General features: G+C 65.6%; 12 protein-coding genes. 6 read left to right on the top strand and 6 right to left on the bottom strand.

The window, feature by feature from the left end; all coding sequences use genetic code 11:
- Nucleotides 1-110: 110 nt before the first annotated feature.
- Nucleotides 111-845: an IclR family transcriptional regulator gene (locus PSK12I2_RS23500; RefSeq protein ID WP_037007228.1), complete on the bottom strand. Its 735-nt coding sequence runs from the start codon at nucleotides 843-845 to the stop codon at nucleotides 111-113.
- 755 nt (nucleotides 846-1600) lie between these two features.
- Between PSK12I2_RS23500 and PSK12I2_RS0100175 the strand changes: the two genes are divergently transcribed.
- Genes PSK12I2_RS0100175 through PSK12I2_RS0100165 form a run of 3 tightly spaced genes read left to right on the top strand, consistent with a single transcriptional unit; the run spans nucleotide 1601 to nucleotide 4511 of the window.
- On the top strand, nucleotides 1601-2554 hold the full coding sequence (locus PSK12I2_RS0100175) for a tripartite tricarboxylate transporter substrate binding protein (protein ID WP_042135634.1): 954 nt from the start codon (nucleotides 1601-1603) through the stop codon (nucleotides 2552-2554).
- The gene (locus PSK12I2_RS0100170; RefSeq protein ID WP_027596833.1) at nucleotides 2542-3003 is read left to right on the top strand and encodes a tripartite tricarboxylate transporter TctB family protein; all 462 of its coding nucleotides are present in this window, start codon (nucleotides 2542-2544) and stop codon (nucleotides 3001-3003) included. Before PSK12I2_RS0100175 ends, PSK12I2_RS0100170 begins: the two co-directional genes overlap by 13 nt.
- Nucleotides 3003-4511: a tripartite tricarboxylate transporter permease gene (locus tag PSK12I2_RS0100165; protein ID WP_027596832.1), complete on the top strand. Its 1509-nt coding sequence runs from the start codon at nucleotides 3003-3005 to the stop codon at nucleotides 4509-4511. The genes PSK12I2_RS0100170 and PSK12I2_RS0100165 overlap by 1 nt, the downstream gene beginning before the upstream one ends.
- A gap of 44 nt (nucleotides 4512-4555) precedes the next feature.
- On the opposite strand, the gene PSK12I2_RS0100160 is transcribed toward PSK12I2_RS0100165, so the two are convergent.
- Complete coding sequence (locus PSK12I2_RS0100160; protein ID WP_027596831.1) at nucleotides 4556-5422, bottom strand: LysR family transcriptional regulator; 867 nt, start codon at nucleotides 5420-5422, stop codon at nucleotides 4556-4558.
- A gap of 87 nt (nucleotides 5423-5509) precedes the next feature.
- Between PSK12I2_RS0100160 and PSK12I2_RS0100155 the strand changes: the two genes are divergently transcribed.
- On the top strand, nucleotides 5510-6745 hold the full coding sequence (locus tag PSK12I2_RS0100155) for an alpha-hydroxy acid oxidase (RefSeq protein WP_051398657.1): 1236 nt from the start codon (nucleotides 5510-5512) through the stop codon (nucleotides 6743-6745).
- Here PSK12I2_RS0100155 and PSK12I2_RS0100150 read toward each other — a convergent pair.
- From PSK12I2_RS0100150 to PSK12I2_RS0100135, 4 genes are read right to left on the bottom strand one after another with little or no spacing between them, the layout of a single operon-like run.
- Nucleotides 6729-7796, bottom strand: coding sequence for an amidohydrolase (locus tag PSK12I2_RS0100150; RefSeq protein ID WP_027596829.1), 1068 nt, complete (start codon nucleotides 7794-7796; stop codon nucleotides 6729-6731). The two genes, PSK12I2_RS0100155 and PSK12I2_RS0100150, sit on opposite strands and share 17 nt — an antisense overlap.
- 42 nt (nucleotides 7797-7838) lie before the next feature.
- Nucleotides 7839-8717, bottom strand: coding sequence for an ABC transporter permease (locus tag PSK12I2_RS0100145; protein ID WP_027596828.1), 879 nt, complete (start codon nucleotides 8715-8717; stop codon nucleotides 7839-7841).
- A complete protein-coding gene (locus PSK12I2_RS0100140; RefSeq protein ID WP_027596827.1) occupies nucleotides 8710-9534 on the bottom strand; it encodes an ABC transporter ATP-binding protein in 825 nt (274 codons plus the stop codon). The genes PSK12I2_RS0100145 and PSK12I2_RS0100140 overlap by 8 nt, the downstream gene beginning before the upstream one ends.
- Nucleotide 9535: 1 nt before the next feature.
- Complete coding sequence (locus tag PSK12I2_RS0100135; protein ID WP_027596826.1) at nucleotides 9536-10579, bottom strand: ABC transporter substrate-binding protein; 1044 nt, start codon at nucleotides 10577-10579, stop codon at nucleotides 9536-9538.
- 217 nt (nucleotides 10580-10796) lie between these two features.
- Between PSK12I2_RS0100135 and PSK12I2_RS0100130 the strand changes: the two genes are divergently transcribed.
- Nucleotides 10797-11717 (top strand): SMP-30/gluconolactonase/LRE family protein, encoded by a 921-nt coding sequence (locus PSK12I2_RS0100130; protein WP_027596825.1) that lies wholly within the window; start codon nucleotides 10797-10799, stop codon nucleotides 11715-11717.
- 53 nt (nucleotides 11718-11770) lie between these two features.
- A complete protein-coding gene (locus tag PSK12I2_RS23495) occupies nucleotides 11771-13126 on the top strand; it encodes an MFS transporter (RefSeq protein WP_044341410.1) in 1356 nt (451 codons plus the stop codon).
- Nucleotides 13127-13481 lie beyond the last annotated feature (355 nt).

The following is a 13481-nucleotide window of genomic DNA, read 5'->3' as shown; positions in this document are numbered from 1 at the left end:
TAGCGAAGCCCTACAAGGGGGGCTGACGATCCCAGCCTCTTCCGTGGGAGAGGGGCGTTACGCGAGGGCGGCGGAGACTGGCGCCAGGGGCCGCCGGCCCTTATGGCCGATCACTCATCCTTGCGTGGCTTGCGCTTCGCCTGATCCGTGCCGTACAGGGGCTTGCCGCCCAGGCTGCGGGTGAGTTCATCCGCGGCTTCGCGCAGGACCTCGTACAGGGTCTGGGCGCGTTCCAGGCTGAGGCGATTGGCCGGTCCCGAGATCACCAGAGCACCCAGCAGCTCTTCCTGGGCGTCATAGATGGGCAGGGCGACGGAAGAGGCGTGCGGATCTGTGGCACCGCAGGAGTAGAAGGGGATGATCCCCGCCTTGGCCACCGCGTAGGGCGTCTGCAGGGCCTGGGCACCGGCCGCCTGGTCCATGGGACGCATGTCGCCGGGTTGGAGGTGCAGACGCAGGCGATGCGGGGAATTCACCCGGTACTGACAGAGTCGGTAGGCGCCGTGTCGTACATAGAAGGAGGCGGTTTCGCCACTCTCTTCGGTGAGCTGATGCAGACGCGGCATGATGTGGCGGCCGACATCGTGGGAGTCCTGGTAGACGGCATTGAGGCGCACGACCTCGCTGGCCAGGATGTAGTTGCCATCGGCGAGCCGGGTCACCAGGCCGTATTTTTCCAGGGACACCACCAGGCGCATGATGGTGCTCTTGATCAGACCGGTGCGATTGGCCAGTTCGGCGAGACTCAGGGCGGCATCGCCGATGCGAAAGGCAGTGAGAACGGTCAAGACGCGATCAGCAGAGGCAACGCCGGAAACGCCTGGGCGAGGACGGTTGGTGTTCAAGCGAGTGTTCCTAAAGGGCAGCTATCGCCCCATTATCCGCGAGCGCCCGGTGTGCGCCTAGTGAGTCACTCACACCGGTCAGCTGTCCAGGCGCTGCTATCCGCCTTTATTGATAGCTAGACATTTCAATGGCAATGGCCCACCCGCCCCGAGCTGAGCGTCCACCAATGCCCCGATCATGCCGTCAGGGCATTGCATTGCTTTGCTTGCGCCGCCGCTCAGATCACCGTGCTGCGTTCCTTGATCTCCTGACGCAGGAGCCGGTCGTTCTCGGAGTAGTCCAGGCTCTCTCCCCCGGGAATGCCGAAGAGGTATTGCACCCTCGTTTCCAGGCAACGAATGACCAGGCGGCGGCCCTCATCATGGGTCCTGTATTCCTTTTTGAAGTGGGAAGGGCGTTCCGGGCTGGCGAGTGAAGCTGTGGGAATTCATGAGCGATCCTTTAAAAAAGAAATGTCATTTCAAATTATATTTTTTGACGGTTTCAGGAGCCTGGCTCACGCTGACCGTTAGGCCGTAAAAGGCTTGATAGGACTTTTTTGGTTACGAATTTTCGGCAGCGTAGCCAATGCCCTGTCTCGTTTACGAAATGGCATTCCATTATCTTGCTTCAACGGGTGCCGGCCGAGAGATCTTCCTTGCGGCCGGAAACGCTATTCCGTGATCAGTCAACGCCGGCAGCGTCGCCTTGGACGCCGCTGCCGCGCGTGACGCCTGGCCACGTCAAATCCAACAAAAACAATAGAGAGCTATCCATGACCAAGACCGCGAGTGCTGTGCTTGCCTCTTTCCTGGCGCTGTCCCTCAGCTCCTTCAGTGCGCAGGCCGCCTGGCCGGAAGACCGGCCGATCGAATTCCTGGTCGCCTATGCCCCCGGTGGCAGCACCGATGTCATGGCGCGCGCGATGCAGCCCTATCTGGAGAAGCGCCTGGGCGCGAAGATCGTCATCGTCAACCGCCCCGGCGCGGCGGGCGAGATCGCCTACACCATGCTGAGCAAGGCGAAACCCGATGGCTACACCTTCGCCTTCATCAATACCCCCGGCTTCCTGAGTACCCGCGTGCAGCGCAAGGTCGGCTACGACCCGGCGAAGATTCGCCCGGTGGCGCGCATCGTCGACGATCCCACGGTGCTGGCGGTGCCCAAGGATTCCTCCTACCAGACCCTGGCCGACTTCACCGCGGCCGCCAAGGCAGCGCCCGGCAAGTTCTCGGTCGGCACCTCCGGCGTCGGGACGGATGACCACCTGATGATGGTGGAGCTGCAGCAGCTGACCGACATCAAGCTCACCCACGTGCCTTTCAGTGGCGCTTCCGAATCCCGCACCGCCCTGATGGGCGGCCATATCAGCGCGGCCGGGCAGAACATCAGCGAGATGAACGCGGACGACGACTTCCGCGTGCTGGCGCAATTCTCCGCCGAGCGCATGCCGCAGCAGCCCAATCTACCCACTGCCAGGGAGCAGGGCGTCGACCTGGTCATGACCTCCGAACGGGGCATCGCCGCCCCGTCCGGGGTGCCCGAGGCCATCGAGCAGCGGATGGCGCAGGCGGTGAAAGAGGTCATCGAGGATCCGGCCTTCGTCAAGCAGGCCGGGGACCTGTCGCTGCCGCTGGCCTATCTGTCCGGCGAGGATTGGGCCGCCCAGATGCCGGCGCAGCTCGCGGGTTACCAGAAGCTGTGGAGCGTCTCGCCATGGGTGCAGTGACACGCGCGGCGCGCGGTAGCCGCCCCGACCTGCTCGCCAGTGCCATCTTCATCGGCCTGGGGGCGCTGGTGCTCTGGTCGTCGAAGGATCTGCCGTTCGGCAGCGCGGCCATGATGGGGCCGGGCTATCTGCCGGTGTTGGTCGGCTCGCTGGTGATCATCCTCGGCGTGGTCATCGGTCTGCTGGGCCTGTGGCAGCACGCGGAATCCATCGGCGCCGTACAGCTCAGGCCTTTATTGATCCTGTTGGCTTCCGTCGGCGGCTTCGCCCTGGCGGCCGAGTATGCCGGCTTCATCGTCGCGGCGGCCGGGCTGGTGATCTTCGGCAGCATGGCCGACCGCGAGTGGCGGCTGCGCGAGGTGCTGATCTCCAGCGTGGTGCTGACCCTGTTCGGCGTGCTGGTCTTCATCTATGGACTGGATGTCCAAATGCGTGTGGGGCCTTTCTGATGGAGATCTTCGACGCGCTCTACCTGGGCTTCTCCGAAGCCATGAGCCCGACCAACCTGGCGTTCTGCCTGATCGGCGCCCTGCTCGGAACCCTGATCGGCGTGCTGCCCGGCATCGGGCCCACGGCGACGGTGGCGATCCTGCTGCCGATCACCTATTTCCTGCCACCGCTGGCCGCCCTGATCATGCTCGCCGGCATCTTCTACGGTGCGCAATACGGCGGCTCGACCACGGCGATCCTGGTCAATCTGCCGGGCGAGGCCTCGGCGGTGGTCACGGCGCTGGACGGCCATGCCATGGCCAAGCGCGGACGGGCGGGAGCAGCGCTTGCCACCGCCGCCCTGGCGTCCTTCTTCGCCGGGACCGTCGCCACCGTGGCCCTGGCGGTGGCCGGCCCGGTGCTGTCGCGCTTCGCCCTGTCCTTCGGGCCGGCGGAATACGTGGCGCTCACCGTCTTCGGCCTGCTGGCGGCGACCATCCTGGCCAGCGGATCGGTGATCAAAGCGGTCGGCATGGTCTGCCTGGGACTGCTGCTCGGCATGGTGGGCATGGATGTCAGCAGCGGCACCACGCGCCTGACCTTCGGTTCCACCGATCTCTACGACGGCATCGACTTCGTGGTGATCGCCGTGGGCCTGTTCGGCATCGCCGAGATCGCCGTCAACCTCGAATCCCGCGAGGCCCGCGGCACCCTGGCCGGCAAGATCACCCGGCTGTGGCCCACCCGCGAGGACTTCCGCAGGGCCTGGCCGGCTACCCTGAGGGGCACGGCATTGGGGACCTTCCTCGGCGTCCTGCCGGGCGGCGGTGCGACCCTGAGCGCCTTCAGTGCCTATTCGCTGGAAAAGAAGGTCTCCAAGACACCGGAGCAATTCGGCACCGGGATGGTGGAAGGCGTCGCCGCGCCGGAGTCGGCCAACAACGCCGGCGCCCAGTCGTCCTTCATCCCGCTGCTGACCCTTGGCATTCCGTCCAACTCGATCATGGCCATGATGCTCGGCGCCATGATGATCCACGGCATCACCCCGGGGCCCTCGGTGATCACCAACCAGCCCGCGCTGTTCTGGGGCCTGATCGCCAGCATGTGGATCGGCAACCTGATGCTGCTGGTCATCAACCTGCCGCTCATCGGCGTCTGGGTGCGGCTGCTGCAGGTGCCGTATCGGCTGCTGTTCCCGGCCATCCTGCTGTTCTGCTGCGTCGGGGTGTACAGCGTCAACAACCGCGGCTTCGATGTCGCCCTGGTGATCATCTTCGGCTTGCTGGGCTATCTGTTCCGCAAGGCCAAGTGCGAGCCGGGTCCGCTGCTGCTGGGTTTCGTCCTCGGCCCCTTGCTGGAGACCAACCTGAGACGCGCCCTGCTGATTTCCCAGGGGGATCCGTCCGTGCTCGTCCAGCGGCCGATCAGCGCCACCCTGTTCGCCGCCTCGGCCATCCTGCTGGTGATGATGGTGTTGCCGGCGTTTCGCCGGAAGCGGGAAGAGGCCTTCCAGGAGGAAGAGGCCTGAGCGGGGAGGGGGCGACGGGCTGAGCTCGCCGCCCCCTCGGCGTGCTAGCGACAGGCGACGTCGAAGGCCTGGGCGATGGTGTCGAGCAAGGCGCTTTCGGAGTCCTGCTTGCGGCGCGCCATGGCGAGTTGGCGCGTGGGCGCGGCGGTGCCGAGGGAGACCTCCCTTATCTCATAGGGCCCCAGGTGTTCCGGGCGCAGTCGCGGCAGCACCGAGACGCCCAGACCCAGGCCGACCATGGCGATGATGGCGTCGGCGCTGGGGACATCGAGCAGGGCCTCGCACTGGGGCACCAGGCCATCGACGAAGCGCGCCGCCAGGCGACCGACCACCAGCTTGCGATCCAGCCTGATCCAGGGATAGCGCCGCAGATACGCCTCGGGCTCCAGGGGCGCGAGCTGCGCTGGCACCACCAGTACCAGCGGCTCACGGAGCAGGTCATGCCAATGCAGCCGGGCCGAGCCGCCGCCTGGTGGTCTGATCAGGATGGCGGCATCCAGGCGATCCGCTTTCAGGGCGGCGATCAATTCGGGCGTATTGTGCCGCTCCAGTTGCAGGGTGATGCCGGGAGCGCGTTGCTGCAGTTCGGCGACCGCCTTGGGGAGCAGGGTGGTCAGGACCGAACCCGTCACCCCGAGACGGACGCGACCGGTCAGCGGCTGGGCGCGCTGATTGCGCAACTTCTCGAGATCGGCCAACGGCCGGGCCATGGTGTCGATCAATTGCCGGGCGAACCCCGTGGCTTGCACCGCCCGACCCGAGCGATCGAACAGTGACTGGCCGAAGTAGGCCTCGAGCTGCTTGATCTGCAGGCTGACAGCGCTGGGGGTCAGGCTCACCGCCTCCGCGGCGGCGGCGAAGGAGCCGCGCTCCACTGCCGCCTGCAAGGTCAGGAAGGCTTCGATCTTCATGAGTTTTTCTCGTCTTTGGATCGACGAAGAATAACTTTTCTTGGCGGGTCGGGCGCCTAAGATGGCCAAAACGACCAGGCCAGCGGCATGAACCAGACGAGCAGACTGCAAGACTATCCCTTGGCGTCCCACACCCTGCCCAAGGGCAGCGGCGGCTACCGGATACCCCGACGCCTGCAGGCGATTCTGTCCCTCGATGATTTCGAGGTGGCCGCTCGCCGCCACCTGCCCACGCCGCTGTTCGCCTACGTCAGCGGTGGCGCGGAAGAGGAAAAGTCGCTGCACGGGAACCGCTCGGGATTCGATCGCTATGCTTGGGTCCCGCGCGTCTTCACCGATACCTCGGCGCGCAGCCTCGAAACGACTCTCCTGGGGCAGCGCTACAGCGCGCCCTTCGGCATCGCGCCCATGGGCATCAGTGCCCTCACCGCCTTCGAGGGTGACCTCATCCAGACCCGGGCGGCCAGGGAGGCCAATATCCCGGCGATCATGAGCGGCTCCTCCCTGCTGCCGATGGAGGCGGTGGTGCAGGAAAATCCGGACGCCTGGTTCCAGGCCTATGTGCCGGGCGAGGATGCCAGGATCCTCGCTCTCCTCGAGCGAGTGCAGCGCGCCGGTTTCAAGACGCTGGTGGTCACCGCCGACGTACCGGTGTCGGCCAATCGGGAGAATCTGATTCGCGCACGCTTTTCCACGCCGTTGAAGCCGGATCTGCACCTGGCCTGGGAGGGCATCACCCACCCGCGCTGGCTGCTGGGTACCGCCTTGCGCACCCTGCTCCGGCGGGGCATGCCGCACTTCGAGAATTCCGGCGTCGGCCGTGGCGCGCCCATCGTGTCGGCCAATGTGATGCGCGATTTCGGCGCCCGCGATCATTTGAGCTGGCGGCATCTGGCGCTGATCCGCCGCCACTGGCCGGGCACCCTGGTGGTCAAGGGCATCCTCGATCCGGCGGATGCCGTGCGCGCCCGGGAATCCGGTGCGGATGGCGTCATCGTCTCCAACCATGGCGGGCGCCAGCTGGATGGCAGCCTGGCTCCCCTCGCCATCCTGCCGCAGGTGGTCCAGGCGGTCGGTTCGGATTATCCGGTGATGATCGACAGCGGCTTCCGCCGTGGCGGTGACATCCTCATGGCGCTCGCGCTGGGGGCGAAGTTCGTCTTCATCGGCCGGCCGATGAACTACGCGGGCGCCGTGGGCGGCCAGCCCGGCATCAAGCATGCGATCGGCATCCTGGCCACCGAACTGTCGCGCAACATGGCGCTGCTGGGGATCCAGAGTCCCGGCGAGGTCCGTCGCGACAGCCTCAGGATCGTGCGGTAACCACGGCCGATCTGCTATTTGATGATAGGCGGTAGGTATCCTTGGCCGTGCCGCTGAACAGCGCTGCTCGGTCATCCTTGTCCCAGCCCTGGGTCAGGCGCTTGAAGGCGTTCCAGAGCACCCCGTAGGAAAACATGCCCTTGTCCACGGGGAAGTTGCTTTCGAACAGGCAGCGCTCGGCGCCAAAGGCTTCCACGCAGGTCAGCACATAGGGCCGCCACAGGTCCGCCAGCTCCGCTGAGCTGGGCGGCGTGGCTCTCTCGTCGAAGGCGAAGCCACCGACCTTCATGCCCAGGCCACCCAGTTTCAGGCGCAGGTTGCTGCACCTGGCCAGTTCCCTGATGGCCAGGGACCAGGTCTGGAACACCTCCTGGCGTTGGTGCGCATAGGGTCCGGCGCCGAGCGGGCCGCCGAAATGATCGAGGACGATCAACTGGTCGGGGAATCTGCGGGTGAGGGCCAGGACCTCGTCGAGCTGGGTGTGGTACGCCCAGATGTCGAGCGAGAGGTCATGCCGGGCAAGACAGGCCACGCCTTCGTGGAAGCGCTCGTCCGTGAGCACCTTGGCCGGCGGTGGTCGCGGATTGGATACCAGGCGCGGATCGCCATGCCAGGCAGTGGCGTTGCGGATGCCGCGCAGGCGTCCGCCGCTGCGCGCCTGCATTTCTTCCAGAACCGGGACGATCCCCTCGCCCTGGCGGAGGTCGGCGCCGGCGACGATGGCGGCGCAGAGCCGGCTCTCGCCATAGAGACCGCTGGCGCTCTGGGCCGCTATTCCGGCCGCGAATTCCACTTCCCCCACAGCGTCGAAGGGCGCGGCCCGGTCCGCGCTGTACATCGACCGGCACTGCACATAGACCGAGGCCAGGATGCGATGGCCGCTACCGGTGTCCGCCAGGTACTCGGGCAGCAGGTAGCGCTGGCCGGGTCGGTCCCAGAGGTGGTGATGGGCGTCGATGATGGGCAGCTCGGGCTCCAGGATCGGTTCCTGGACCTGGGCCAGCCAGGCCTCGCGGACCGGGGCGTGGGGGGAAGCCGGAGCCTCAGCCATGGCGACGGCTCCGGAGAAGGCTTTTGGATAGTGAGGGGCGAGTCAATTCTGCATGCCCCAGCGGCGCACCGTGAGCACCTCGATGCTGCGGAACACCAGGCCTTCCACCACCAGGCCGATGATGATGACCATCAGCAGGCCGGCGAAGACATTGGAGGTCTCCAGGGCGTTGCGGTGCTGGAAGACGTACCAGCCCAGGCCACCCGAGTTGCCGGAGACGCCGAACACCAGCTCGGCGGCGATCAGGGTACGCCAGGCGAAGGCCCAGCCGATCTTCAGGCCGGCGAGGATCGAGGGGACCGCCGCCGGGATCAGGACCTTGGCCACCAGGCGGATGCCGCGCAGCCCATAGTTGCGCCCGGCCATGCGCTGGGTCTGGCTGACCGAGAGGAAGCCCGAATAGGTGTTGAGCGCCACCGCCCAGAGCACCGAATGGACGATGACCAGCATCAGACTCTGCACGCCGAGCCCGAACCAGAGCATGGCCAGCGGCAGGATGGCGATGGCCGGCAACGGGTTGAACATGGCGGTGAGGGTGGCGAGGATATCGGTGCCCACCCGGGTGGATACGGCCAGGGTGGTGAGCAGCATCGCCAGGGCGATGGCCAGGCCATAGCTCACCATCAACACCTTGAGCGAGCTGAGCACGGCGAGGGGCAGGGCGCCATTGACCAGATCGGTCCACAGCGCGACGACGGTGTCGCTGAAGGTCGGGAACATCAGCGGGTTGTCCAGGTAGCGGGCATAGACCTCCCAGATCAGCGCCAGGGCGATCAGCACCAGGGTGCGGCGCACGCCGGCCAGGGCGAACAGGCGCTCGGTCAGGCCCAGGCGCCGGGCGATGTCGCCGACCTGGCCGGGGGCGACGGGGGTGTATTCGAGGTCCGGGCGCGGTTGCAGGATGACGGCGGGCTTAGTCATGGGCGGTCTCGCTGGCGTTGGGGCCGAACAGCATCTGGCTGATGCGATTGTGGAAGGCGGTGAAGCCGGCGGCGCCCTGCTGACGGAAGCCGTACTGGCTGGCATCGAGCTCGGCACGGACCTGGCCGGGATGAGGGCTGAGCACCAGGATGCGCGAGCCGAGCAGGATGGCCTCCTCGATGGAGTGGGTGACGAACATCAGGGTGAAGGGCGACTGCTCCCAGAGCCCGAGCAGTTCCTCCTGCATGCGCCGCCGGGTGAGGGCGTCGAGGGCGGCGAAGGGTTCGTCCATCAGCAGGATGGCCGGCTCCATGGCCAGGGCGCGGGCGATGGCCACGCGTTGCTTCATGCCACCGGAGAGCTGGTGCGGATAGGCATCGACGAATTTCTCCAGGCCCACCTTGACCGCGGCGGCCCGGGCGCGGTCGCGCAATTCGCCGGCGGGGAAGCGCCGGGTTTCCTGGAGCGGGAAGAGGATATTGCCGAGTACGGTCTTCCAAGGCATCAACTGGTCGAATTCCTGGAACACCATCATGCGATCCGGACCGGGTTCGCGGACGTCCTGGCCCTGGAGGCGGATGTGGCCCGCCGCCGGTTCGAGAAAGCCCGCGACGCTCTTGAGCAGGCTGGATTTGCCGCAGCCCGAGGGGCCGAGCAGGATGAAGCGGTCGTATTCGCGGACCGCGAAGGACACCTGGTGCGTCGCGGTGATCAGCTGTTCGCGGGTCTTGTATTGCAGGGTCACGTTGTCGACCTGCAGCAGGCAGGCAGGGCTATCCGGTACGGCGGTGGGTGCGGAGGTCGGTACGGCGTTCATGTCAGTTGCCCTCGCCGGTGGCCACGGGATCGAAGAAGACCTGCTGCCAGCGTTGCGGTGCTTCCTTGAGAGCACCGCTGCCGACCATGAAGGTGGCCAGAGTCATGACGCCGATGGGCTGCACCGACCATTCGCCACTGACGCCACGCAGCATCTCTTCCACCTGATCGAGACTCAGGCTGGAGGGCTCCGACTGCAGGAAGAGTTCGGCAGCCTTGCGCGGCTCGGCCTTGATGAAGTCCTGGGCCTGGCCGATGGCGGCGACCACGGCGGCGCTGAGTTTCGGGTTGCGCTTGACGAACTTGCCGGTGGTGGTCAGCACCCCGCTGGTCATGCGCAGGTCGAGTTCCTTGGAAAAGTCGAAGAGCTTGGTGACCTTGGCGTCCTTGGCCAGCAGATAGCTGTAGGGGTTGGGGCCGATGTAGCCGGTGATCCCGGCCTTGTTGAGCAGGCTGGCGGTGGCGTCGGGATGGGGCAGGGCCACCATCAGGTTGTCCAGCCGGTGTGCCTGGCCCGGGCCGAAGGTGCGCTCGGCGGCCATCTGCAGCAGCAGGGCCTGCTGGCCGGTGGGAGAGCTCACGGCGATCTTCTGGTCGGCCTTGAAGTCCTTGAGTGATTTGATCGAAGGGTCGTTGACGAACAGGGCGTTGTCGCCGGCGACAAGGGCGCAGAGCGCGCGGATATCGAGTGACTTCTGTGTCTTCTGCCAGGCCACCAGGGTACCGGGCAGGCCGTAGCCGCCGATGTCTATGTTGCCGCTGATCAGGGCGTCGTTGATGGCCGGCGAACCGCTGATGCGCTTGATCTCGAACTGGGTGTCGGGCTGTCCGGCGGCCTTGGCCTGCTCGCGAAAGAAGCCCAGCTTGTCCGCCAGGGTCACGGGCAGATAGGCGTAGCCGTACTGGATGGCCAGGGTGACCTGGCTCTGTTCGGTCTGGGCCTGAGCGGGGAGGACGGTAGCCAAGGTGAGGCTGGCGGCCAGACCCAGGACGCGGGCGAGCTGACGCAGGGCGGGACGGGACGAGCGGCCGGACGGGTGCAGCATGGCGTTCTCCTTGTTATTTTTGAAATGCCATTTCTTTTAAGGAGTATTTAGAAAAGCCTTGCCTGTCAAGCAGACTTGAGGATGCAGCCTTCGTCAGCTGAAAACTTTTGCTTGCAATTGGCCTTGAGTGTTTTATTTTTGCAACGGCATTTCGTTAAAAATAAAATTGCATAGCCCTTTTTGCCGAGGGGCTTCAGCCTCTCTCAGGTGCCTGGTCATGAGCTTTTTCGCTGCGCCGCCGACTATCCAAACCTCTGTCTTCACCCGCCTGCCCGATCGCTATCGCCAGCCGAAGCGCACGGCCTGGGCGGATGCCAACCGCCAGGGCAGGGCGATCGATTCCTTCCTCGAAGGGCCTTCCTTCGATCGACAGGGCAATCTCTATGTCACCGACATCCCCAATGGGCGCATCTTCCGCATCGATCCCCAAGGGGAGTGGGAACTGGTCTGCGAGTACGACGGTTGGCCCAATGGCCTGAAGATCCATCGTGACGGGCGCATCTTCATCGCCGACTACAAGCGCGGCATCCTGCTGCTCGATCCGCTGCGCGGCGAGGTGGAGACGCTACTGGGCAGCGCCGGCTCGGAAGGCTTCAAGGGGGTCAACGACCTGGTGTTCTCGCCGGCCGGGGATCTCTACTTCACCGACCAGGGCCAGACCGGCCTGCAGTATGCCAGCGGCCGGATCTATCGCCTGAGCGCCGACGGCCAGCTCAGCTGTCTGTTGAACACGGTGCCCAGCCCCAATGGCATCGTCTTCGATCCGCGGCTCAACCACCTGCTGATCGCGGTGACCCGGGCGCAGCAGATCTGGCGTATTCCCCTGGGCAACGGCTCGCTGATCGGCAAGGTCGGGGTCTTCGCCCAGCTCCACGGTGGCCTCGGTGGTCCGGACGGCCTGGCGCTGGATGAGGAGAGCAACCTCTATATCGCCCATACCGGTTTCGGCTCGGTCTGGCAGCTGTCGCAGGTGGCCGAGCCCCTGGCGCGGTTGAAATCCTGCGCGGGCATCAGCAACACCAACCTGGCCTTCGGCGGCCCCGAGGGGAGCAGTCTGTTCATCACCGAATCCGAGACCGGCAGCATCCTGCGGGTGGAGACCAGCGTACGGGGCCTACCCCTGTTCTCTCATCTGTAAACAGCGCTCCGGCGCCCTTGTCAGCTCCACAATAATTACAACAGAGGTTATCCATGAGTCAGACCCCGCTGGGCGGCCAGCCGCCCTTGACCGATGCCGAAGGCGAACAGGTATTGCATCGCGCCCTGTGGCGCATCCTGCCGTTCATCTTCGCCTGCTATGTGATCAGCTACCTGGATCGCACCAACGTCGGCTTCGCCGCCATCAGCATGAACAAGGACCTGGGCCTGACGGCAACCATGTTCGGCTGGGCTGCGGGTCTGTTCTTCTTCGGTTATTTCATCTTCGAGATTCCCAGCAACCTGCTCATGCAGCGCTTTGGCGCGCGGATCTGGATCGCCCGGATCATGATCAGCTGGGGCCTCATCTCCATGGCCACGGCCTTCGCCACCGGCCCGGTCAGCTTCAGCATCCTGCGCTTCCTGCTCGGGGTGGCCGAGGCCGGCTTCACCCCGGGGGTCTACCTCTACTTCACCTACTGGTTCCCGGGGAAGTGGCGCGCCAAGGCGACCGCCGCCTTCCTGTTGGGCATCCCCACCGCCAACATCATCGGCTCGCCGCTGTCGGGCTTCCTGCTGGACATCCATGACTTCATGGGGTTGAAGAACTGGCAATTCCTGCTGGTGGTGGAAGCCTTGCCAGCGGTGCTGCTGGGTATCCTCTGTCTTTTCGTGCTGGTGGATTCGCCGGCCAAGGCGCGCTGGCTGTCGACTCGCGAGCGCACCTGGCTGACCGAACGACTGGCCCGCGAGCAGCGCGAGATAGGCGCGGCCCATGGCTCCACCCTGCGCGCTGCCCTCACCAATCCCAAGGTCTTCGTGCTGGCCGCCATCAACTTTTGCGGCATCGTCGGCTCCGTGGGGATCGGGATCTGGATGCCGCAGATCATCAAGAGCCTGGGCATGCAGAACACCACCGTGGGACTGGTGGCGACCATCCCCTATATCCTCGGCGCCGTCGCCATGACCCTCTGGGCGCGGCAGGCCAACCTGAGTGCGCACCGACTGCCCTATGTGGCCGGCGCTCTGGGGCTGGCCGCTTGCGGTCTGGTGGGCGCTGCGCTCTCGGCCGATCCGCTGTTGCGCATGAGTTGTCTGAGCGTGACGGTGGCCAGCATCCTATCCTTCCAGGCGACCTTCTGGGCCATTCCCTCCAGCTTCCTGACCGGTAGGGCGGCAGCGGGTGGCTTGGCGCTGATCGTCTCCATCGGCAACCTCGGCGGCTTCGTCGGGCCCTTCGCCATCGGCCTGGTCAAGGATGCGACCCAGAGTTACTCCGGACCCTTCTATGTGGTGGCCTCGGTACTGGCGCTGGGTGTCGTCATGATGCTCTGGCTGGGCGACCCGAGTCGCCGGGCGCCGGTGAAGCCAGTTGGTGGGACCGGGTTGGAGCCTGCGGGTCGCACCTGATTCAGGGGCGAGCCAGGAAGGGGGCGGCGATGAGCCGCCTTCTGCTTTTGTGGCTGGCTGCTCTTGGGCGAGAGGCCAGCGCTCCGGATAGGACCGGGCAGGAGATGCTGGCGGGATGCCGGCAGCTGGCGTCCTCGAACGTTGACGCCTCTCGATGGCGCGTCTCTTCGCAGCAAGGGGGCTGGCCGCCTTGCCCTATGCTCCTGACACGTCGCGAGGCTGGTTGGCTTGAGTCGTCGAGGTGCGACCCTCCTGTCCCGGTTACTGCGCGACCTGTCGTGCCCGTCCAGAAGGGACACGTTGAGTTCGACGAGCGCCAATGGACCCGACGCGCAATAAAAAAGGCAGCACCAGG

Source organism: Pseudomonas sp. MOIL14HWK12:I2 (assembly GCF_000510745.1).
GTDB lineage: Bacteria > Pseudomonadota > Gammaproteobacteria > Pseudomonadales > Pseudomonadaceae > Chryseomonas > Chryseomonas oryzihabitans.
The sequence above is the reverse complement of the archived record's forward strand: the minus strand, read 5'-3'. Positions and strand labels throughout refer to the sequence as shown.